Here is a 24,499-nt window from a genome sequence, read left to right on the forward strand (position 1 = left end):
GTCAACACTTGGTTTATACGTATAACCGATCAAACAATTAGATACTAGTTTTTTGTTTCACTTTGCTGACATAGCTGATTACGAAGGCTATGATGAAGCGGCCAAAATAAAAAATTTGTCTAGGAGTGCGACATGAAACTACCAGAACCTCAAACCAAAATATTTTCAACTTTGGTAGGAGAAATTAAAAATGGTCAAATTAAAATTCCACAATTTCAAAGAGAATTCGTTTGGACAATGCAGAAATCTGCTGCTCTTATTGACAGCATTATCAAAGGCTATCCCATTGGTACATTCATTTTTTGGCGCACTAATGAACGTCTTCGCTCCGTGAAAAAAATTGGTAAGCTAGATTTACCTGAACCAAAGCCAGGTGAGTTTGTTGATTACGTTTTAGATGGACAACAGCGATTAACTAGCTTGTTTGCTAGTCTGCAAGGCGTTATTTTAACTAGAGAAGACGGAAGAAAAGATAATTTCTCACAAATATTCATCGATTTGGAAGCTGAAGATTCTGAGCAAATAGTCATTACTGATGTTGAGGATAAAGATCAAAAGAGTTTGATCAGTATTCTCAATTTACTTAAAGGGGATTTTATGCTTCTAGCATCATATCCTCATAAGTATCATGACAAACTTCAAACTTATAAAAACAGGATTGAAAGCTATCAATATTCAATAATTCAAGTCAAAGATGCACCGATAGATATAGCCACAGAGATTTTTACAAGGATTAACGTTAGTGGTCAAGCTTTGTCTTTATTTGAGATTATGGCTGCTAAAACGTTTGATTATGAAAAAAAATTTGATTTAACAGAAAAATTTCAAGAGTTGATAGAAAATCTCAAGCCTCTCAATTATGAGACTATTTCAGATGCTACTGTGCTACAAGTTGTTTCAATCCTTCTCTCTAAAGAGTGTCAAAGAAAAGTCATATTAAAACTAGATAAGAATAGTTTTATTGATGTTTGGGATAAAGCAATAGATTCTATTGAACGCAGTGTAGAGTATTTCAGAAATTTTTATCGTATTCCGGTTTCTCAATTACTTCCATATAATGCCTTAATCGTTCCCTTTTCGTATTTCTTCTTCCACCACCAAGATAGACCAATTGGTGATAAACAAAGATATCTAGAGGATTTTTTCTGGAGATGTTCTTTATCTGGACGCTATTCTTCTTCTGTAGAAAGTAAATTAGCACAAGATATAAAAAGAATAGATGAAATTCTTGTCGGAGATTTACCCAGCTATGACTGGTCAATTGATACTTCTCCAAAATTTATTAAGGATAATGGTTGGTTTAGTACGTCTAGAAGCTATATTAAAGCAATATTGTGTATATATGTGTATCATCAACCAAAGTCATTTAATGATAACTCTATCGTCAATGTCAGTAACTATTGGTTAAAACAAGCAAATAGCAAAAATTATCATCATTTTTTCCCAAAAGCACATTTAAAAAAACAGGATTATTTAGATTGGTACATCAACCATATTCTAAACATCACCATAGTAGACGACTTTTTAAATAAAAGAGAAATTAAGGCAAATGCACCTTCAAAGTACATGGCTAAATTTCAAGCAATAAATCATGACTTGGAAACTACTATGAGAACTCATTTAATAGAAAATTTAGATAGTTTTGGGATTTGGAATGATGATTATGAGCAGTTTTTATCTGAAAGAGCAAAAATTGTGAGTCGAGAAATTTCCAAAAGAATCATTAAGCAGGAAATAGACAAAAAAGGACAATCGAATTTAGTTGATGATTTTGAAGAAGAGTTAACAACTATTGAGTAAATACTACTATTTAAAAGTAAGATAGAGGTACGATAGAAAATTCTTTGCGTACCTCCGCGCTTACCTTCGCGCCACTTTGCGTTTAAACTTAAGCAGTCCGAAAACGCGCCAACTCTTCACCAGTTTTAGCATCATGGGCGTGGACTGTACACACCAAACATGAATCAAACGATCGCGCCACATGACCAACTTCCACCGGATCGCTAGAATCGTAAATGGGTGTCCCAATCAACGCTTCTTCAATTGGGCCGCGAATTCCTTCACCATCACGAGGGCCAATATTCCAAGTACCTGGGGCGATGACTTGGTAATTCTTAATCTTACCGCCCTCTATTTCCACCCAGTGAGATAAAGAACCCCGCGCTGCTTCCGTTGCACCCCAACCGCGTCCATCTTTTTCTTTGGGTTTGATATACCAAGGGTCATTTAACTTAAATTCGCGCAAACAGTGTTCGGCTTGGCGATATAACTTGACAATTTCGTGAAGTCGTGCAAGCTGACGCACATGAATACTAGGCCCACCCATTTGTTTGAAGACATCGAGGATAAAACCGTCGTAGTGTTGCCAAGATTCGCCATGTTGACCACCAGCTACTAATTGCCGCGCTAAGGGGCCAGTTTCCAAACGTCCGAAGTCTTTGTGAAGGACTGCACTCGACCAAGAGTAGGCGTTATCGAAGTCTTTGGTATTGATTGCAGTGGGTTTAGTCGTGCGATCGCTAGGGTGAATATCTGCTGTCCCTTCATCGTACCAAGAGTGAGTTGTATTCTCGCGGGTAAATGACTGATCCATTAAAACATGAGTGTCTGCGAAGCTGTCGTACACTCCACTTTTCATGATCATCGCCGCATTTCGCCCTTCAATAGTCGGCTTTTGGTATTTATCTTCATGGGCTAAATATCCCCAAGTCACATATTTACCAACACCAGCGCCATATCTATCTAAACCAATGTCTAAACCCATGCGCCAATAAAAACCTAAGTCGGAATCTCGATGATTTCGGTCTTCATCTAACCAATCTCTGAAATCGTCATAAGTTTGAATTTGTTCGTAGCGTTCTAAAGAACAACCTAACCACACTGGTTCTAACCAATTGGTGCGGAAATATTCGAGAATCGCCCAAGCGCGGGTGATGTCTGTTAAGGTTGGGGCGCACATCACACCACCAGGAACCATGTAGCTAGAATGAGGCCATTGTCCGCCTAATAGTGCATAAATTTCTACAGGTTTAGCAGAAATTGTTATGCCTAGTTCGTAAGATTTGCCAGTGAAGGCGGCAAAACGTTTAACAGCTTCCTCATAATAGCGACTATTGCGGTATTTTCTATTTGTTAAATCAATGGCAAACAGTCCATAAAAATAGCGGGGGATGCTTTGAATTGTCTCGACAATTTGGCCAAGATTTCTGGCTAAAATTGCATTACGGGGAACTTCTGTTTCCCAAGCTGTATCTAATGCCCAAGATGCAGAAGTTAGGTGAGAACCGCCACAAATTCCGCAAATGCGAGGTGTGACTATTAATCCGGCTTGCGGATCTTTACCGCGTAGGATAACTTCAAATCCGCGAAATAATTCCGCGTGTGTCCAGGCGTTGACTACTCTTCCATGTTCAATATCAACTCGAACATCTAAATCGCCTTCAACTCTACCGACGGGCGAAATGTCTAATGATTGAATTGTCATTTGTCATTTGTCCTTTGTCATTTGTTATTTGTCCTTGGTCATTTGTCATTTGTCATTGGTAATTATTCACTCGCCTCTCCTGCAAAATGGTCGAAACCCTTGATTTATCGTTGATGGGAGTGTGAAAGGTTATAGTCTAATACGCTTGGGTTTTCAAGACGCGATAAATCGCCGTCTCTACAAGTGTTTTGTTGCTCATTCTGAACTGTATTGGGTTATAGTCATTGGTCAAATCACAAAGGACAAATGACTAATGACCAATGACAAATGACTAAACTGTAAAAAAGTCTTCTTCTGCCCAAGGTGGTGCTGCGTCTTTGGCGACCATTGTGAGTAAGGCGTAGTCTTTTTTGTTCACTCCTGGCGGTAATTCTTTGGGAACTCCCATTACTGTTTGGGTTTTGAATACTGTTCCTGGTTTGAGATCAAAGAAGGGAAATTCTGGTTCTGTGCAACCTAAGCAAGGCATTCCAGCGCGAGTTTTAGAAGAGACGCGGTTCCATAAGACGCGGTTGCAGGAAGAATGAGTCATGGGGCCGCGACAACCCAAGTCATAAAATAGACAGCCTTTGCGCTGACCAAATTCGGCGGTTGATGCTTTGTAGGCAAAGTGGACGTTGCGGGTACAACCTGTTTGGGTGTAGGTGTTGAAGAAGGTTTGGGGACGATTTAGTTCATCGAAAGCAATGTCTGCTATGCGTCCAGTAGCGATCGCAACTAATATCTGCGTAATCCAGTCGGGATGGGCGGGACATCCAGGTATATTAATTACAGGTAATCCGGCTTGCGATACGAAATCTTTCCCTAAAAAGCCGCCTTCTTGACGTTTGAGAAATTGCAAACCTTCTGATTCGCTGGGGTTGGGTGACATTGCGGGAATTCCTCCCCATGTGGCACAGTCTCCCACAGCGACAATAAATTTAGCAACTTTGGCGAGGTCTGCTAACCAATCTTTCATGGCGCGATCGGCAAACCGATTCCATTCGCCAGTACCGTTGGGGGCGTTAACAACACTGCCTTCAAATACCAAGATATCTAAAGGAATTGTGCCAGAAATACAGTTTCGTAGCAGTGTTTGCAAATCGTTGCCTAGTTCCAGCCCCAAGGAAGGATGCCAAAGTATATTGATACCAAAGTCGGCAATTAAATCGCAGACTGTCGGTTCTTCAGCGTTGAGAAATGACATGGTGTTGCCTGAACAAGCACCACCTTGTAGCCATAGTACGTTAGTCATGGGCTAGGTGTTTTTGTATTGTTTGCCATACGTGACTTAGTAAATAATGCTTGTAGAGTCTCACGTATTTATCAATATTTATTTATTTATATTAGTGGATTTTCCATTGAATTATCTTTTGTTAAATAAAAATTAATCATTGCTAAGAATTTAAATGTACTTAAGATTGCTTACAATGTTGTAGCAAGAATATAATTTTTCACTATAGCTTGAATAATAAACGAAGCACACTGATTTTAGATAGCTGTTTTAAATCATTTTGAGATAGTTGTAATCTCAACTTTTATATATAAATGGGCTAATATTTTAGAGGTGAAAGTCTTGTAAGTTAAGAAATATCACCACTAACCAAAAAAAGTAAATAGTAAATAAAATTATTTTTAAATTCAAAGCCAATAGTTATATTTTGATAACAAAGTTAGGTCTTAAATATATAAGATGTTATCAATTCAATATAGAATAACTGCGTTGTGTCAGGTCATGATACAGAACACCTTATCAAAATGTAAGGTGTTTAAAGCTGACATTAATATTGGCAATTTCCCCCTAGAATTTTAGAAATAGAGTGTTTTATAGTAAAAAAATTGATTCACTCAATTTAGGGGATTGAGGATTAGGTATTAGGTATTGGGAAAAATTTTCTTAGTCCCTAACATCATTAATCCCTAGCCTCTAATTTCAGACAAAAGGGGAATTCCGCCTAAAGGACTCGAAGCCTGCGTAAATCGGTATGGCCCGTGATGAGATGCGTAAATGTGTCTCGTTCATTCATGGGTGTTGGACTCAATTCCCAATTGGCTAGAGTACGGCAGAGTTATGACCCCCAGCATTACAGATTCAGCAGTGAAGGCTGCGATAGCGGCTGTTGCTTCAGAGTCAGCCACAGCAGAGGAAAAAATCCAAATGCTGATTGAGATAGCACAGGGTTTTCAAAAAAAGCCCAAAGCGGCCCAAGACTTGCGGAATGCAGTTGGCTTATATTACCGGGCCTACGAGATGTGTGGTGAGGAGTATCCCTTATTGAAAGCCAGGGCCAAAGTGGGCATGGCGGGGACGTTACAGGCAATACCGGATGCTGATTACCAACTGTTGATGCAAGCTAAAGTCGGTTATGAAGAGGCATTACCGATTTTACAACAATTAGCTTTGCCAGAAGAAGTGGCAGAAACGCAGATGAATTTTGGGCTGGTGTTGCAGTCGTTAGTGCCATTCAATTTGGCGCGAATAACCGACAGCATCCAGGCTTATCATGAGGCTTTGCGGGTGTTCACTTGGGAAGATTACCCCCAAGAATACGCGATATTGTATAACAATATTGCGATCGCTTACCTTTCTATGCCCCTAGCATCAGAACGGGAATACTTGCGTCAAGGGTTAGCTGTGCAATCATTTGAGGTGGCGCTAAAGCATATTAATCTGATCGATCATCCCAGAGAATATGCGATGTTGCAAAATAATTTGGGTAACGCTTTGCAATATTTAGTGAGTTCCCATCCTGTCGAGAATAACTTACGTGCGATCGCAGCTTATGACGAAGCGTTAAAAGTGCGTAACGCCAAAGATACACCCCTAGAGTACGCTAACACAATTTCCAACAAAGCCAACGCCCTATTCAACTTACCAGACGACCCTGAAAAACCAGAAGCTGGTAATCCTCAAAATCTTTTGCAAGCCCGTATCTACTACCAAGATGCTTTAGAAATATTTACAGAATACCAACAAATTGCACAAGCAGAGGTAGTAGTCCAAGCATTACAAGATGTAGAAGCAGAAATGAAGGGTTAGGAGTTATGGGTTATGGATCTAATTTGATTCTTAACTCTTTAACTCTTTACTTAAACAATGAGGAAAAAACAGCATGAGAGACATTTTAACAACGCCAAATCTGATAAATTTTCTCACAAGTTTAGTAGATGGCGATCTTAACATAGCAACAGAATTGGTCTGGCTAATTATAGCAACAGCCTTGGCTATGGTTGGCGGTGCAATTGGTGGAATGCTATTAGCTGGTAAAGATATAGGATATCAGCTTTCAGCAATGCTTGGTGCATTATTTGCCCCTGCGGGTGTAATTCCTGCCATCTTCTTAGGGCTTGTTGCTTTAAATTTCTTGACAAATTATTAGGAGAAAATATGTTAGAGCTAGGATGGTTATCTGCCAAGTTATTTTTTAAAGGAAAGCTAATACGCAATCCAATATTTTTTGTCAAGCAAACTACTATTGGTATTGCTGTAGGTTTCTTACTGCTAGTGTTACTTGCACAAGCCCCCATTCCCTTCTACTTACCAATCATATTATCTAGCTTAGTGACGGGCATGATTATGCCGTTTCTCTTGAAGGATTTTAAAACGAAGTGAATTGTCATTGATAAACAACCAATCCCCAATGCTAATGACAAATGACAAATGACGAATGACGAATGACAAATAACAAATGACAAACCTTGAAGAATTAATTCAGGAAATTAATCGTTTTGAGGCAATTATATCCGAGTGGGATGAAAGCCAACGGTGTGTAGCAGTAGGTCTAAAAAGAGCGATTGAAGCTTTGCATAAAGCTGCATTGACTAATTTGATTAAAAGCCTAAAACAAGAATCAATGCCAGCTTTGCGTCATGCTGTTGCAGATGAATTAGTGTATGCAGTGCTACTGTATCACGAACTAGTCAAACCACCAAAACCCCCACTCTCACAACGCATTCAGGCAGCCCTTGAAGAAGTTCGCCCAGGTTTAAAAAGCCATGATGGGGATGTAGAATTAGTGGCAATTAAGTCACCAGATACAGTAGAAGTTAGATTAATCGGAACTTGCAGCAGTTGTCCGGCTTCTACTTTGACTTTATCTCAGGGAGTAGAACAGGCAATAAAAAACCATTGTCCTGAAATTACTAAAGTTGTTGCAGTCAATAATAGCCCTGCTGTTAAGAATGCGAATTCTGGTTTAATCAGTCCATTTTCTGCAAAAATCACTTGTACTTGGATGAAAGTAGCGACCCTTGATGAAGTTCCTGAATTTAGTGTAGTCGCAGTACAACTTGCTGGTACTTCACTAATTTTACATCGTCAAGGCGTTACAGTTAAATGTTACCGTAATGCTTGTACTCATTTAGGATCTCCCTTAGAAAAGGGTAAAGTTGAAAATGGTATTATTACCTGTCCTGCCCACGGATTCCAGTACAAATTAGAGACAGGTAAATGCTTAACCGTGCCTGATGTTTCGCTTCAGTCGTATCCAGTCAAGGTTAAAGAAGATAAGGTTTTTGTGAAACTACAAAAATGATAATACGAAGGTAAGATTTCAGCAAATTTACTTGGCAATTAGTCAATCACGGCTAATTTGCTTTTTCATTTCAGTAGTTCGCGCATTCTTTGTGCAAGCAAAATGCCTGAGTGCTTTCTCAATATCCCTAAATTCATTCTCATTTGTGTAATTCAGGTATTGATTTTAGTGTTTTGAGAAAGTAAAAAGGCATATTACTTTCTCAAAAGGTCATTTGACTTATTCAAACCCCAGTTTGCTTATTCATTTTAGTGTTTTCCGCAAGCAAAATGAGCTTTTACTTATTCAAACTCCAGTTTGCTTACTCATTTTGGTGTTTTCCGCAAGCAAAATGAGCTTTTACTTACTCATTTTAGTGTTTTCCGCAAGTAAAATAAGCTTTTACTTTCTCAAACCCCAGTTTGCTTTCTCATTTCAGTAAATCGCGCACTCATGCCAAAGATCCGCTATGTAGCAAAACTTACTAAAAGGTTTTTTGAAAAGTATTTTGCTGTGACTTTAGGCATTTTTAGATCCCCCCTAACCCCCCTTAAAAAGGGGGGAACCGGAATCAAAGTCCCCCTTAAAAAGGGGGATTTAGGGGGATCTAAAACTATTTAATACCGAGAATAGGACTTTTCAAACATCCTCTAAAGGCTATCTTGATTTTTTAGCTTGATTAATACAGAAGTTGATTAGAGGTTTGAATTAGATTTGAAAAAAGTATAATGCAAAACTGTTACTCTTGTTACACGCTAATCAACATTAATGTTTTTAAATAATTATCAGCGTCTATCTGCGGTTCATGGATATCCCAATCATAAGTAATCCCATATCACAATTACCGCTAGAAGCAACAGAAATTTCTCAATATTTGCCTCTATCACCTCAAGGTGCGGAGGTAATTTTAGGCAACATTATTGAACCCGAACAATTAGTTATACCTGTAGCGCCCAATGCCACAACAATGTTTGGGCCTCGTGGTGCTTGTTTGTTATCAGAAACTGGCCCATTATGGGTATCAGATACAGGACATCATCGATTATTAGGATGGCAGAATTTACCCACGAGAGATAGTCAACCGGCTGATTGGGTAATTGGACAACCTGACTTTTATCATGAAGGACAAAATGCTAAAAGTACACCGGGAAAGGCAACCTTAAGTGTACCAACAGGCATTTGTGCTTGTGGCGAAGGGTTAGCTGTCGCCGATGCTTGGAATCATCGGGTTTTGATTTGGAAAAACTTACCAGAAGATAATAATGTTCCAGCAGATTTGGTGTTAGGACAAGTTAATTTTACTGATAATGAACCAAATCGAGGTAATCAACAAGCATCTGCTAGTACAATGTACTGGCCTTATGGTGTTTACTATCATCAAGGACAGCTATTTATTGCTGACACTGGTAATAGAAGACTATTAATTTGGCATCAGTTACCAACAGAAAATGGTCAACCTGCTGATTTAGTTTTGGGACAACCGGATATGATATCTCGCAATGAAAACGGTGGTGATTCTCCAACCGCAGCGAGTATGCGTTGGTGTCACGACATCGCTTTTTGGGGAGAAAATTTGGTTGTCAGCGATGCAGGTAATCACCGAGTAATGATTTGGCAGGGAATGCCAACAGAAAATAATGCACCTTGTGCAGTGGTTTTAGGACAAAAAAGCTTTGATTTTGTGGAAATGAATCAAGGGGTTTATTTGCCTAGCGCTAGCAGTTTGAGTATGCCTTATGGTGTGGCTGTGGCTGGCGATTGGTTAGTAGTTGCAGATACAGCTAATTCTCGTTTGTTAGGATGGAGAAAGCCGGAATCAATTTTATCACTGCAAGGTGTAATGGCAGATGGGTTGGCAGGACAAATAAATTTTCAAAGTAAAGGTGAAAATCGGAATTTCGGGCTGCCTAAACGAGATAGTTTAAATTGGTGTTATGGGATAAAAATTTGTGGCAATAGGTTGGTAATAGCTGATTCTGGAAATAACCGAATATTGCTGTGGCAGTTTAATAATTCGTAATTCGTAATGGGCTACGCCCCGCTACGCTAACGTAATTCATAATTCGTAATTTTTGAAAGTCAGATTTATATGGCGACTGAAGAAATTAGAGTTCGCGGTACTGTTCAGGGAGTAGGATTTCGCCCTACTGTATATCGTCTTGCTAAAACCTGCGGTTTGTATGGAGATGTTTGTAATGATGGGCAAGGTGTATTAATTCGGGTATCTGGTAGTGAGGAAACAATAAACAAATTTATTGCCAGATTGCAAACAGAATGTCCACCGTTGGCAAAAATTAATCAACTAATTAGAACTCCTTATGAAGGTGAATTTAAATTTGATAATTTTGTGATTTCTACTAGTGTCAGTAATGCCATTAAAACAGAAATTGTCCCTGATGCAGCTATTTGTCCACAGTGTCAACAAGAAATATTTGACCCCTTTAGCCGCTTTTATCGTTACCCCTTTACTAACTGCACTCATTGCGGCCCTCGCCTGAGTATTATTCGTGCGATTCCTTATGACAGATGCAATACCAGTATGTCTGCGTTTGTTATATGTCCCGAATGTGCAAAGGAATACCACGATGTTGAAAACCGCCGTTTTCACGCCCAACCTGTAGCTTGTCATGTTTGCGGCCCTTCAGCTTGGTTAGAACGCGCTGATGGGAAATCGGTTACTGCTTCCATGTTCTCCATGCTGGATGATGTGGATGCCGTTTGTACCTTGTTGCAAAAGGGTGAGATTGTCGCAATTAAAGGCTTAAGTGGTATTCATTTAGCTTGCGATGCAACTCAGGAAACCGTTGTACAAAAACTGCGTCAGCGCAAAAAGCGCTATCACAAACCATTTGCTTTAATGGCACGAGATATTGAGGTAATTGAAGAATATTGTAGTGTCAACGCCAAAGAAAAAGAATTATTTACAAGTCCTGCCGCACCAATTGTTTTATTACAAGCGACAGGTAAAAAACTTGTAGCACCATCGGTAGCATCGGGGCAAAATACTCTTGGTTTCATGCTACCTTATACACCCTTACATCATTTAATTTTGCGGCGGATGAATCGCCCAATTGTTTTAACAAGTGGTAATCTTGCCGATGAACCACAATGTATTGATAATAAAGAAGCAAGAGAAAAATTAGGGACAATCGCTGATTATTTTCTCTTTCACAATCGAGATATTATTAATAGAGTAGATGATTCAGTGATGAGAGTTATCGGTGATAAAGTCCAAACAATTCGCCGTGCCAGAGGATATGCACCAGCATCGATTAGCTTACCGCCAGGATTTGACAATGTGCCGCAAATTTTAGCAATGGGTAGTGAGTTAAAAAATACATTTTGCTTATTGCGTGAAGGAGAAGCGATTCTATCTCAACATCTGGGAGATTTAGAAAATGCTGCGGTTTTCAATGCTTACCAAGAGACTTTAAACTTATACTTGAATTTATTTGAACATGCACCAGAAGTAATTGCCATTGATAAACATCCTGAATATCTTTCCAGCAAACTTGGTAAAGAACTAGCAGATACAAATCAAATTCCAATTCATCAAATCCAACATCATCACGCCCATATTGCTGCTTGTATGGCGGAGAATGGAATTCCTTTAAATTCACCTCCAGTATTAGGTATTGCTTTAGATGGTTTAGGTTACGGTGATGATAGTACACTCTGGGGCGGAGAATTTCTTTTAGCAGATTATCAGAAATTTCAGCGACTAGCAACATTTAAACCAGTTCCAATGATTGGTGCTGAACAAGCAATTTATCAACCTTGGCGTAATACTTATGCACAATTAATATCTGCTGACCTTTGGGATGACTGCCAACAACAGTATGCTGATTTAGAAATCGTAAAATTGCTGAATAAAAAACCACTAAAGCTACTAAATCAACTGATAGAGAAAAAAATTAACTCTCCTCCAGCTTCTTCAGTGGGGCGGTTGTTCGATGCAGTAGCGGCGGCTATCGGTATTTGCCCTGAAGAATGTAGCTATGAAGGACAAGCTGCGATCGCAATGGAAGCTATAGTAGATGTTAGTAGCTTAAATAATGATAAAGAAGCGCTAATATATCCTTTTAGTTTTAGCTTTTCAGATAGTATTTACTGTATAGACTCACGCCCAATGTGGCAAGCCTTACTCGATGACTTGCAACAGCAGATTCCCAAACCAGTTATAGCTGCCAGATTTCACAAAGGTTTAGCTAATGCGATTGTGGAAATGGTTAAGCATCTTTGTGAAGAAAATCTGATTAATCAGGTAGCTTTAACAGGAGGAGTCTTTCAAAATTGTATATTGTTACAGCAAGTTAGCAAACCATTAGAAACATTGGGGATAAAAGTACTAACTCATAGCTTAGTTCCAGCTAATGACGGCGGATTATCTCTAGGACAAGCAGTGATTGCAGCCGCAAAATTAATACATAAGTATTGATATTTGACAACCCTTTTCTGACAAAAAATTCTCTCTGTGTTCTCCGCGCCTCTGCGGTTAGTTTATCTTAAAAAAAAATGTGTTTAGGAATCCCCGGACAAATTATAGAAATTACCAACGTTAACCATAAACTAGCCCTAGTTAACATTGGTGGTGTGAAGCGCGAAGTAAATATTGCCTGCATCGTAGATGAACAACATCCTCCCGAAGCTTGTATTGGTGATTGGGTGTTAGTTCATGTTGGCTTTGCCATGAATCGAATTAATGAACAAGAAGCAGCAGAAACATTACAACTACTTCAAGAATTAGCAGCAGCACAAGCAGGGATTAGTACTTAAAAAATATTTTTTGTTTGACGCAGAAAGACAGTTACAAACATCTTCCTTTCTTCCTCTCTTCCTTCGCTCTCTGGTTGTCACGTACTCTTCTGGCTGTACCGTTACAAACATCTTCCTTTCTTCCTCTCTTCCTTCGCGCCCTTTGCGTCCTTCGCGGTTCGTTAAAAAAAACTCCTTACCACACAAGCGAAATTAACAGATACATAAAACTCACTACTCCTCACTCCCCATGAAATATGTTGACGAATTCCGCGAACCGGAAAAAGCCGAAGCCATACTCCGCGAAATCACCAAATTAAGCCACCAGCTAGAAAAACCCATCAAAATCATGGAAGTATGCGGCGGACATACCCACTCCATATTTAAATACGGTATCGAAGAAATATTACCCCAAACCATCGAACTAATTCATGGGCCTGGTTGTCCAGTATGCGTTATGCCAAAAGGGAGAATAGATGATGCGATCGCAATCTCCCAAAATCATAACGTCATTTTTGCCACCTTTGGCGACGCAATGCGAGTTCCCGGTTCCAAAACCACTTTACTGCAAGCCAGGGCACAAGGTGCAGACATCCGTATGGTGTACTCTCCCCTAGACAGCCTGCAAATTGCCAGAGATAACCCCGACAAAGAAGTAGTCTTCTTCGCATTAGGCTTTGAAACCACAGCCCCCAGCACCGCCTTCACCATTCTGCAAGCAGCAGCCGAAGAAATTCATAACTTTAGTATGTTTAGTAATCACGTCCTCGTGATTCCCGCCCTCAAAGCACTATTAGATAATCCCGATTTACAACTAGATGGATTTGTTGGCCCTGGTCATGTCAGTATGGTAATAGGCAGTGACCCATACCAATTTATTTCCCAAGAATATAATAAGCCGATAGTCGTCTCAGGATTTGAACCCTTAGATATTCTCCAATCAATTTGGATGCTATTGCAACAGTTAGTAGAAAATCGTTGTGAAGTTGAAAATCAATATAACCGAATTGTCCAAAAATCTGGAAACACAGTAGCCCTACAAGCCATAAATAAAGTTTTCACTGTGCGAGATAGTTTTGATTGGCGCGGCTTAGGTGACATCCCCTATTCCGGATTACAAATTAAACCTGAATATGCCCAATTTGATGCCGAACTTAAATTTACCATTCCTAATCTCAAAGTCGCCGACCATAAAGCTTGTAAATGTGGAGAAATTCTCAAAGGAGTCTTAAAACCTTGGGAGTGCAAAGTATTCGGTACAGCTTGCACACCAGAAACACCAATCGGTACTTGCATGGTATCTTCCGAAGGCGCTTGTGCAGCTTATTACAAATATGGGCGACTCTCCACCATTGCCAAAAGAACAATCACCCAAAAACCAAAAATAACTCAAGAACCCCTCCCCGCCTGCGGCTTCTCCTCAGACTAATACTCCGCGTACCTTTGCGCTTCCCTCTGCGTCCCTTTGCGTTTAAAAAAAATTTAATATGAATATTTCCCCCACAAACCCAACACAAAATCCCCTATTCCAAAAAATAGAAAAAGTCCGCCGTCGCCAAACTAAAGTGCAAGACACTCATATCACTCTCGCACATGGCAGCGGTGGTAAAGCCATGCGTGATTTAATCGATGATATCTTTATCAGCAATTTTGATAATCCAATTCTCTCCCAACTAGAAGACCAAGCCAGCTTCAACTTAACCCCTCTCCTCCAACAAGGAGACAGACTCGCATTTACAACAGATTCTTATGTTGTAGACCCGTTATTTTTCCCCGGTAGTGATATAGGAGAATTAGCCGTAAACGGTACAGTTAATGATTTAGCTGTCAGTGGTGCTAAACCTTTATATCTAACTTGCAGCGTAATTTTAGAAGAAGGATTACCTGTAGAAATCTTACGCCGTGTCGCAAACAGTATGAAAGCAGCCGCAGAAAAAGCAGGTATTCAAATTGTCACTGGTGACACAAAAGTTGTACACCGTGGTGCTGCCGATAAACTCTTTATTAATACTGCTGGTATTGGTGTCATCCCACGAGGAGTTAACATTTCCGCCCACAATATTAAACCTGGAGATGCAATAATAATTAATGGTGAAATAGGCAATCATGGGACAGCAATTTTAATTGCCCGTGGAGAATTAGCCTTAGAGACTAATATTGAAAGTGATTGTCAGCCGTTGCATAATTTAGTAGAAACTATTCTGCATATATGTCCACAAGTTCATGCTATGCGAGATGCTACACGCGGTGGTTTAGCTACAGTATTAAATGAATTTGCTCTCAGTTCAAATGTGGGAATTCGTCTTTTTGAAGAATCTATTCCAGTGCGTGAAGAAGTCAACGGAGTTTGTGAAATTCTCGGTTTAGACCCATTGTATTTAGCTAATGAAGGTAAGTTAGTTGTAGTGGTTCCAAAAGAGAATTCTAACAACGTTTTATCTGCTATGAAATCTCACCCAGCAGGCAAAGATGCTTGTATTATTGGCGAAGTTATTCCTTCACCCCCAGGTATCGTATTGTTAAAAACAGTTTTTGGTGCTGAAAGAATTGTTGATATGTTAGTAGGCGACCAATTACCACGAATTTGTTAATCTTTAATATATTTATAGTATGCACGAATTTGGAATTACCCAAAATATTGTGGCAATTGTGACTGAAAATGCCAAAGGCGCAAAAGTGCAGCGAGTTTTATTAGAAATTGGCAAACTTTCAGCCATTATGCCCGAAGCTATCCGATTTTGTTTTGATATTTGCACCCAAGGCACAGTTTTAGAAGGGGCAATATTAGAAATTTTGGAAATCCCTGGCTTAGGGCGATGTCGCCAATGCGGCGCAGAAATTTATTTAGATAAACCTTATGGTATCTGTAACTGCGGTAGCGTGCAATTAGATTTAATTACTGGTGAAGAACTTAAAATTAAAGAAATAGAAATCGAGGAATTATGTGTGTAACCTGCGGTTGTTCTGATGATGGCGAAATAAAAATTACAAATTTAGAAACAGAGAAAGCGGAACATAATCATACTCACACTTTACCAGATGGAACTGTCATCACTCATTCCCACAGTCATGACACTCATATAGAAGCACCTCAAATTCATGCCAAAATACACAATACAACCATATCTTTAGAGCAAGATATATTAGCAAAGAATGACCTGCTAGCTGCCCAAAATCGGGGATGGTTTAAAGGTCGAAATATTCTCGCCTTAAATTTAATGAGTTCTCCCGGTGCAGGGAAAACAACTCTTTTGACCCGAACCATCAATGATTTAAAGCAGCAATTATCTATTAGTGTCATTGAAGGCGACCAAGAAACTGCTAATGATGCCAAAAAAATTAAAGAAACAGGTTCTAAAGTCATTCAAATCAACACCGGAACAGGCTGTCATTTAGATGCATCAATGATAGACAGAGGTTTACAACAACTGAATCCGCCACTAAATTCAGTTGTGATGATTGAAAATGTCGGAAATTTAGTTTGTCCAGCCTTATTTGATTTAGGAGAACAGGCAAAAGTGGTGATTCTCTCAGTTACAGAGGGAGAAGATAAGCCGATAAAATATCCGCACATGTTCCGTGCTAGTGATGTAATGATTATCACTAAAATTGATTTGCTACCTTATGTAGATTTTGATGTGCAAAAGTGCATAGAATATGCTATAGAAGTGAATCCCCAAATTCAGATTTTTCAGGTTTCTGCAACTACTGGTGTAGGATTAGATAATTGGTATAAATGGGTAACTGAAAAGGTAGTAAATTAATTAACTTGATTATCACGTTTAACTATTAGCGATTCGCAAATCGAAATTCAGTGGTCAAAATTGAGTGTAATTTGCCTATGATTGAGGCTCCCCAGGATGCCCGATTACAGCAGATAAAGTAGTCAATAAATCTGTCGCTGTGTAAGGCTTAGGCAGAAACTTCTCAGCACCAACGGCAATAGCCTTTTGCTCGTTAGCGGGTAAACCACTGGTGGCAATAATCTTAATATTGGGGTTGAACGTTCGCAGGATGGAGATAGTTGTTAATCCGTCCATATTGGGCATGGACATATCTAGCAAAACTGCACTAATTCGTTCCTTATACTGGGCATACAAAGCGATCGCTTCAATGCCATCGTTAGCTACAAGGGTTTTGTAGTTATAATCTTCTAAAGTTTCCTGATTGGTTTGTTTTACTAAGTCTTCATCATCAACAACTAAAATCAATTCGCCATTACCTGAAGGTAATTCTGCCTTTGTTATTGTCTCGGTTGCTTTGCCTTCTCCTCTGGGCAAAAATACCTGAAATCGTGTCCCTTTACCTACCTGAGTTAATACTTCTACAAAACCACCGTGGTTTTTGACGATACCTAAAACTGTTGACAGTCCTAGCCCTGTACCTTTACCAACTTCTTTAGTTGTAAAAAAGGGATCAAATATGCGCTCTAAGAATTCTGGAGGGATTCCCGACCCTGTATCTGAGACGGTAACAACGATGTAGCCTCCTGCTTTCGCGTCCAGGTGCATTCGGGCGTTTATTTCGTCAATCATCCGGTTTTCGGCATTAATTGTGAGCATACCATCATTGGGCATAGCGTCACGGGCATTGACTGCCAAGTTCATAAATACCTGTTCTAGTTGGGTGGGATCGGCTTGCACCATCCATAATGTGTTTATGGGAATGTCATTAACAATTTCGATGGATTTAGGAAATGTCTGTTTGATGACTTTGACCAATTCTTGAAGCAAATGCCCAGGTTGCAACAAGATGCGCTTCCCTTCTGTACCACGGGTAAAGGCAAGAATTTGTTTAACTAAGTTCGCTCCACGCTGCGAGCTGTTTTCTAGTGTTTTAAACAGTTCTTGAGTCTGCAAATCCACATTTTTGGATCTCAAAGGCAGCAATTCGGCAATCATGATTATGGGAGCAAAGACGTTGTTGAGGTCGTGAGCAATGCCACTGGCTAGAGTTCCTACACTCTCCAAGCGTTGAGCGCGGTAAAATTGTTGCTCTAGTTGTTTTTTTTCGGTGATGTCGGTGTTGACTGATAAGATAGATTGGCTTTGTCCGAATTGATTGTGTACCAGTGTCCACCGACTAGCAACGATAATTTTTCTCCCAGTTTTGGTGGTTTTTTCTAACTCCCCTTGCCAATAACCTTGTTCCAGAGTGGTTTTGAAACCTGCTGCTAGTTGAGACAAGGATTCTACGTTGAAAAGTTCATGGACTAATTTCCCCATGCTTTCCTGTGCTGTCCAACCGTATAACTTTTCAGCACCTGGACTCCAGAACAGAATGCGGTTTTCTAAATCGCGGACAAAAATGGCATCGGTAGCAATATCAATTAAAGCTGCTTGTTCGGCAATTTTCTGTTCGGCCAGCTTGCGATCGCTAATATTGCGGCTGACGGCTGCCAGACCAATTAGCTGGTCGTTCATGTCTTTGACGCAAGAAACGCTGTAAACCATCCATAATGCTTCTCCCGTCTGGAAATGACGGAAAGGAATTTCTACTTCCGCCCGTCCCTCACGCAAAACACGCGGGAAAAATTCATTGATGATAAAGTCCTGATCTTCGGGAAAGAAAAATTCCCTGACTGGCGTTTCGCTATATTGCTGAGTGTCATTTAGGCCGACTAGTTGCATACCCGCCGGGTTCAAATAGAATGGCACAAAATTCATATCACACATACCGATAAATTCTGTGCTGTTATCGGCCAGAGAAACAAATTTACGGATTTCAAGTTCCGATTGTTTGCGTTCGGTGATATCTATATTCACCCCAATCATCTGGAGTGGCTTATTAGTAGTGTCATCATACAATACTTGACCCTTGCATACTGACCAACCAACTGTACCATCTGAGTAAATAAACCGGAATTCGAGATTATGGGGTACTTGCTGGTCAATTGCTCGCAAAACTGATTGATGCAGCAATTCGCGGTCTTCAGGGTGGACAATGAGATTTAAAAAATTTTCATAGCTGACATCAAAGGTATCAGGAGTTAGACCAAATAAAGTAAACAAACTCTCAGACCAGATAACCTGATTGGTTCTCAGATTCCATTCCCAAGTGCCAATGTTACCAACACTAAGTGCCAGTTGTAACCTTTGCTCGCTTTCTCTGAGAGTTTCCTCAGTCTGTTTACGAGCGCGCAACATGGCTTGGCGATCGCTCACATCCCGCAGTATTGAAAGATGACGATGTGGTATAAAATTGGCAACCGCCGCAAATTCAGTTTCTCGCACTGTGCCATCGGGACAATATAAGTTAAACTCACCCAACATTTGTCCTTGTTCGTAGAACTGTTGCAAAGCTTGGGTAAAATCAAATTCGGGTGCTGCAAAATCTGCGATTGTGGAACCTAACAGTTCTTCCTTCGATACACCAAATAGCTTACAGGCTGCTGGATTTACCTCTACATAGCGCCCCTCGTCATCTGCAATCGCGATCGCATCAAGAGCACGATCAAAAAGAGCTTTCCACTGATGTTCACGCTGCTGGAGTGCTATTTCAGTCTGTTTGCGCTCCTCAATTTCCCGTTTCAAACGTACATTTGCTTGCAGTAGTTCAGCTGTACGCTCCGCCACCCGTAACTCTAATTCTTGTTGAGCTTGGCGGCGTTGTTCAACTTCCTGTTCTAACTGCTGGTTGCATTGTCTAAGTTTAACCGTTTGTTCCTCAACTTTTGCTTGCAAAACTTGAATTATGCTGTCTATTTCTAGGGGATCAAGCACTTGTAGGAGATTCGTTTGTGTCACCAGTCCTTGCAATTCGCTTTGTTCTCCAACTACGGTTAATCGCCGCACCTGTCGCTCTTGCATCAACTGGTGAACAGTCCATAAAGATTCAGTGGGAGTGATGCTTAATACAGGGGTACTCATCACATCTTGCGCCTGGGTTTGGGCTATATCTAGTCCCTGTAAATGGAATTTAATAATATCTTTTTCAGTGATAATCCCTACCGGGATCAATTCCTTCTTCTGTTGGGCGACAATTACCACACAACTAATCTGGCGATCGCTCATGATTTGAGACAATTCCAGCACAGATGTAGTCGGGAGAGCATGAATAACTTCAGTTACCATTACTTCCGTCACACATTGCAATTTCAACAGGTGAACTGGTTGGATAACCTGACGAATTCTGTCTTGGGTAATTAAGCCTACCAATTGTCCAAGATCATCTACTACAGGTAGATGGCGAATACAATGTTGACGCATGAAAGATAAAGCTGTGAGGGCATTTTGAGCCTGAGCCAACCCCAGGCTGATGACTGGTTGTGTCATCACCTCTGAGATTTTGACACTGGATAAATCTTTGCCCATCCCAGTCAGTCGGATTACATCCCGTAGAGTTAATATACCTATTAAGTTTGTTTCTTCAACTACTAAAACATAACTACTAAAATCAAACTTAGACTCTACTATACTGCTATTTACCCTATTCATTAGAGCAATAACATCAATAACTGGGGTATCAGGTAATACAGTTAAAGGAGAACATTCAACTATCTGCTCTAAAGTAGGTAAATCCACAGGAGAAAGTGAGCGCATTAGTTTAGTCTGTTGGTTAAAGCAATTAAAAAATTGATTTCAAAAATCAGAGGATGACAAAATAAGCTTAAAATTTATCAATCTTCAAGCCATTTTGACAAAATTTAGCTTTCTGATTTAATCAAAGTTATGATTTTAAATTTTTGCTAAGGAACACCACACGAATAAATTACCTTTTTTAATCGCTGAACCCCTACTAATCAAGGTTAATATTTTTCAAAAGTGAAGTTATTTCACGATTCCTAATGTATTTAAATAGTTTTTTGTAATTTGATAACTTTCTTATAAAAATGTATCAGATTGATTATATAACCTAACTTGTTAATTACAAAAGTGCCTATATAAGGTAAAGACAAAGATAAAAGCTCTGAGGTTAAGCATAAAACCTTTATTCGTGACTACATGAATTGATTTGGGTAATTTTTGAGTAAATCTCTTCCAAAAGTGGATGCTCCCGATCTGAATTGTCAGGACAAGCAAAACGGGGCAATTAATTAATTGCCTCGTTTTGACTACTGTTTGCGTAAGTCCTGAATTAAATCTCAAAGGCACCTAAAGCTTTGAGAACATCTTTTTGAGCTGTGGTGATTCCTGTCACGCCTGTAATATTACTTCCTTGATAAGGTCTGTCAGGATTCAGTATTTTCAAACATTTACCCGTTTGGGCATCCCAAATCTGAATAGTCCCGTTTTGGCTGCCACTAGCGATCGCATAATGTCCTGTAGATTTGCCAAATGCGATATGCGATCGCATTGCATGAGGTAGGACAGGCAGCACTTTCAGACAAACTCCTGTATGCCTATCCCAAATTCTCACTGTTTGATCTAAGCTACTACTCGCCAAAATATCACCTTCTGGACTAAAGGCAACTGACCAAACACTATTACTATGTCCCTGAAAAATATTCAGACATTCACCTGTATCAACCGACCACAGGCGAACTGTTTCATCTTCACTAGCGCTACTGAGGATTTGCCCATCTGGACTAAAAGCGATCGCCTGGACTCTACTCGTGTGTCCTTCTAGGATTTGGAGACATTCACCAGTGGAAATAGACCACAGGCGAATGGTTTGGTCTTCGCTACTGCTAGCAAGTATTTCACCATTTGGGCTAAAGGTAACACACCAAATCCAACTGGAATGACCTTGCAAGATGTTGAGGCATTTTCCTGTATTAATAGACCATAAGCGAATGGTTCGGTCGTCACTGCCGCTTGCTAAGATTTGTCTATCAGGACTAAAGGCAACTGATTGCACCCAATTTACATGACCTGTCAAGGTTTGCAGACATTGCCCAGTGCTAACAGACCAAATACGAACGGTGCGATCGGCGCTGCTACTGGCTAGCAAATCTCCATCTGGGTGAAACGCTACGGAAGTTACCCAGCCACTATGTCCAGTGAATTTTTTCAGGCAAATCCCCGTATTGACATCCCATAATCTCACGGTTTGGTCTGTGCTGCCACTGGCAATTTGACCATCTGCATTAAAAGCGACTGAAAATACCGAATTACTATAGCCTTTTAAGGTTTTAAAGCATCTACCTGTACTAACATCCCATAGCTTTACGCTTTGGTCTGTGCTACCACTGGCAATGGTTTGACCATCTGCATTAAAAGCAACTGAAAATACTGAATTGGTGTGTCCTGGTAAAATATTCAGGCATTGCCCTGTACTAGTTTCCCAAATTCTGAGTGTTTTATCGTCGCTGGCGCTGACCAGCATTTGGGCATTGGGACTAAAGGCTACTGAACGGACGCGATCGCTATGTTCTTGTAATATATTGAAGCACTTGCCAGTACCAACTTCCCAGAGTCGAATCGTGAAATCGGCACTACCACTGGCTAGGGTTTGCCCATCTCGACTCCATGATACTGACCAGATGCGATCGCTATGTCCTTCTAAAATGCGATCGCATTCTCCGCTAATTTTCCAAAGTCGAATTGTGGAATCCGCACTACCACTTGCTAGGGTTTGACCATCTGGACTCCATGATACCGAGAGAATTCGATCAGTATGACCCGACAAAATTTTATAACAGTCCCCAGTGTTGACATTCCATAATCTTATTGTTGGTTCATCGCCTCCACTCGCAAGCATTTGACCATCGGCACTAAAAGCAACTGACCAAATCGAACTTGTGTGTCCTGACAATGTTCTCAGACATTTACCAGTGTTGACATCCCACAGCCGAATCGTTTTATCACTACTACAACTTGCTAATAATTGCCCATCTGGACTAAAAGCAAGCGACCAAACCCAACCCAGATGTCCGGCAAAATTCATAACCAGTTGCCCAGTTGCAACCTGCCACAAACGAAGCTCACCTTCTGCATCTCCTGTAGCTAATAATGCTCCATCTGGACTAAAAGCAATACCAGCAAACACCATACCAAAGGTTTCAGCAAAAACACACTGACTCAAATCAGAATATTCAAAATTAACATTATGCAAATTTACATCCTGTAGATAGGCTTGCCAAATCGTTAAATTTGAAAAATTATAGTTAGTTAAAGTTGATTGCAATTGACAAAGTAAATTTAAAATATTACCACCTGCATACCCAGTTTTAAGTGACGATGCACCTCGGAGCTTCGTCAAGCATTGAGTTAGCAAGTCCTCAATTGCAAGTTGTTCGCTGACTTCTATTAATAAACGATCGAGTAATAAGCGTTCCAGAATCGGCTTGAGAATAAAACGAACTTGTGTTTCTCGCACATAATCTTTTGCTTGAGCTTTGAGTAATGCATGAGTTTTGAACAGCAAATTTTTTTGAGCGGCATTCGCTTCTAAACCTGCTAAAAGTTCTTGACAAACTTGAGCAACCAGTTTCTCGGTAGCATATTCCATTACCACAGGCTGAAGTGAAAACTGGGTCTGATGTTTTCCAATCAGTGTCGCCTTGGTCTTCTCAATTAAAGAGCGTTGCTCTAGTGATTCTAAAATATCAATTAATTCTTGGGGCGATCTGCGTGGAAAAATATCCGATCGCAGTTCCGAAAAGGAAGCGGAATCACGATATATAGCAAGCCAATAAATAACCGTTTTTTCGGATTCAGAAAGCCGTTCAAATTGCTGCTCAATGAGATTGCGAATATTTCCAAAAACAAAAGCTTGCTGGTTGAGAAAATCAGAAATACTGCCATCAAACAAGTTTTGAATCGTAGTCGCAATAATTTTCAATGCTAAGGGATTTCCGGCATAACCTTCAACCAGCCGACTCCATTCTTCTGTTGAGCCTTGGAAATTCCCCTTTAAATGCAAAAGTTCTTGTGCTTCTGCTTTTTTCAATCCACCCAATTGAAAAGCTCGGACGGGTAAGCTTGCTCCTTCTAGAAGACGAACTTCTGGAGGTTGATCTCGGCTGGTTAACACTAAGCAGCTTTGATGGCGAATTTCTCCAATTTGTCTAAATATTTCGCCATAAGCTTCATAGCCTTCGATATAGGATGATTTAGATTTATCGTTATGTTGTAAGATAGTTTCGATATTATCAAAAATTACCAGACAACGCTGCGATCGCAAATAATGTAACAGGCGCGAAATTTTTCCCTCAACGGTTTCTGGATAATCAATTTTTTGCTGATTAGATAATAACTTTAATAACTCGGTTAATATCTCTTGTACTGGTGGTGCATTTCGCAAACTCCGCCAAATCACACATTTAAAATCACTCTGTAATTGTTGCGCCAGCTTGATAGAGAGAGAAGTCTTTCCCATTCCGCCCATTCCTGACACAGTCACCAGCCGACACTGATCAACCAAAATCCACTGCTGTAACTGAGCTAGTTCTGCTTGTCTTCCGTAGAAAAAATCAACATCAATTGCATCTCCCCAATCTTGATAGCAAGTCTGCGCTTCTACAACTAGCAGATTCTCAGTCAATTTTACTCGCGTTTTTTCTTCAATATCTTGATTTGATTGTGCCGTCGCCCGCTCGATTGCTCTTCTGAAACTTGTTTTATTAACTTTTTCTCCTAACACTTCTGAAAGGAGTTTCCAAAGCTTGGGGCCAACATCATGTTTTAAGTAAGTTGGAGAATAGCCATAAATGTCGGCAATGCGATCGTAACTTTGGCGTTCCAAAGACCAAGACTCACGCAACATAGCTTGTTGGAGATCGCTTAAATGAATTCTTGACTTGGCAAAAACAAGAGCGTCTGTAAATGCGAGTGCTTGATCGATATCCATTGCTGCGATCGCCAAAAGTTAAATACACTTTAAA

The 24,499-nt window shown here is 40.1% G+C and carries 16 protein-coding genes; 12 read left to right on the forward strand and 4 right to left on the reverse strand.

From position 1 onward, the window contains the following. Nucleotides 1-132 precede the first annotated feature (132 nt). Nucleotides 133-1,800: a DUF262 domain-containing protein gene (locus IQ274_RS23985; protein WP_194143650.1), complete on the forward strand. Its 1,668-nt coding sequence runs from the start codon at nt 133-135 to the stop codon at nt 1,798-1,800. Nucleotides 1,801-1,888: 88 nt separating this feature from the next. On the opposite strand, the gene IQ274_RS23990 is transcribed toward IQ274_RS23985, so the two are convergent. Both IQ274_RS23990 and IQ274_RS23995 read right to left on the reverse strand, forming a co-directional pair. Further along, complete coding sequence (locus IQ274_RS23990; RefSeq protein ID WP_194143651.1) at nt 1,889-3,484, reverse strand: nickel-dependent hydrogenase large subunit; 1,596 nt, start codon at nt 3,482-3,484, stop codon at nt 1,889-1,891. A 271-nt stretch (nt 3,485-3,755) separates the two neighbouring features. After that, on the reverse strand, nt 3,756-4,718 hold the full coding sequence (locus IQ274_RS23995; protein WP_194143652.1) for a hydrogenase small subunit: 963 nt from the start codon (nt 4,716-4,718) through the stop codon (nt 3,756-3,758). 816 nt (nt 4,719-5,534) lie between these two features. On the opposite strand from IQ274_RS23995, the gene IQ274_RS24000 reads away from it, so the two are divergent. From IQ274_RS24000 to hypB, 11 genes are all read left to right on the forward strand, one after another. After that, the gene (locus tag IQ274_RS24000; RefSeq protein ID WP_194143668.1) at nt 5,535-6,503 is read left to right on the forward strand and encodes a hypothetical protein; all 969 of its coding nucleotides are present in this window, start codon (nt 5,535-5,537) and stop codon (nt 6,501-6,503) included. Between the two features lie 73 nt (nt 6,504-6,576). After that, nucleotides 6,577-6,843 (forward strand): hypothetical protein, encoded by a 267-nt coding sequence (locus IQ274_RS24005; protein WP_163931214.1) that lies wholly within the window; start codon nt 6,577-6,579, stop codon nt 6,841-6,843. 8 nt (nt 6,844-6,851) lie between these two features. Beyond that, nucleotides 6,852-7,076 carry a hypothetical protein gene (locus tag IQ274_RS24010; protein ID WP_163931211.1) on the forward strand — a complete coding sequence of 75 codons (225 nt, stop codon included), beginning with the start codon at nt 6,852-6,854 and terminating at the stop codon, nt 7,074-7,076. Nucleotides 7,077-7,152: 76 nt separating this feature from the next. After that, a complete protein-coding gene (locus IQ274_RS24015) occupies nt 7,153-7,998 on the forward strand; it encodes a NifU family protein (RefSeq protein ID WP_194143653.1) in 846 nt (281 codons plus the stop codon). Between the two features lie 784 nt (nt 7,999-8,782). Then, a complete protein-coding gene (locus IQ274_RS24020; RefSeq protein ID WP_228058331.1) occupies nt 8,783-9,997 on the forward strand; it encodes a hypothetical protein in 1,215 nt (404 codons plus the stop codon). Nucleotides 9,998-10,066: 69 nt separating this feature from the next. Further along, on the forward strand, nt 10,067-12,415 hold the full coding sequence (gene hypF, locus IQ274_RS24025; RefSeq protein ID WP_194143654.1) for a carbamoyltransferase HypF: 2,349 nt from the start codon (nt 10,067-10,069) through the stop codon (nt 12,413-12,415). Between the two features lie 77 nt (nt 12,416-12,492). Further along, complete coding sequence (locus IQ274_RS24030) at nt 12,493-12,753, forward strand: HypC/HybG/HupF family hydrogenase formation chaperone (RefSeq protein WP_163931202.1); 261 nt, start codon at nt 12,493-12,495, stop codon at nt 12,751-12,753. Nucleotides 12,754-12,982: 229 nt separating this feature from the next. Then, complete coding sequence (hypD, locus tag IQ274_RS24035) at nt 12,983-14,161, forward strand: hydrogenase formation protein HypD (protein WP_194143655.1); 1,179 nt, start codon at nt 12,983-12,985, stop codon at nt 14,159-14,161. Between the two features lie 58 nt (nt 14,162-14,219). Continuing rightward, nucleotides 14,220-15,323 carry a hydrogenase expression/formation protein HypE gene (hypE, locus tag IQ274_RS24040; RefSeq protein WP_194143656.1) on the forward strand — a complete coding sequence of 368 codons (1,104 nt, stop codon included), beginning with the start codon at nt 14,220-14,222 and terminating at the stop codon, nt 15,321-15,323. Between the two features lie 19 nt (nt 15,324-15,342). After that, nucleotides 15,343-15,684 carry a hydrogenase maturation nickel metallochaperone HypA gene (hypA, locus tag IQ274_RS24045; protein ID WP_163931196.1) on the forward strand — a complete coding sequence of 114 codons (342 nt, stop codon included), beginning with the start codon at nt 15,343-15,345 and terminating at the stop codon, nt 15,682-15,684. Then, complete coding sequence (hypB, locus tag IQ274_RS24050; RefSeq protein ID WP_194143657.1) at nt 15,675-16,496, forward strand: hydrogenase nickel incorporation protein HypB; 822 nt, start codon at nt 15,675-15,677, stop codon at nt 16,494-16,496. Before hypA ends, hypB begins: the two co-directional genes overlap by 10 nt. A 75-nt stretch (nt 16,497-16,571) precedes the next feature. Here hypB and IQ274_RS24055 read toward each other — a convergent pair whose 3' ends face one another. Together IQ274_RS24055 and IQ274_RS24060 are read right to left on the reverse strand one after the other, a co-directional pair. Further along, a complete protein-coding gene (locus tag IQ274_RS24055; protein ID WP_194143658.1) occupies nt 16,572-20,273 on the reverse strand; it encodes a PAS domain S-box protein in 3,702 nt (1,233 codons plus the stop codon). Nucleotides 20,274-20,808: 535 nt separating this feature from the next. Then, on the reverse strand, nt 20,809-24,465 hold the full coding sequence (locus tag IQ274_RS24060) for an NB-ARC domain-containing protein (protein WP_194143670.1): 3,657 nt from the start codon (nt 24,463-24,465) through the stop codon (nt 20,809-20,811). Between the last annotated feature and the right edge of the window lie 34 nt (nt 24,466-24,499).

The sequence above is a fragment of the Nostoc sp. LEGE 12447 genome, assembly GCF_015206985.1.
In the GTDB taxonomy this organism is placed as follows: domain Bacteria; phylum Cyanobacteriota; class Cyanobacteriia; order Cyanobacteriales; family Nostocaceae; genus Nostoc.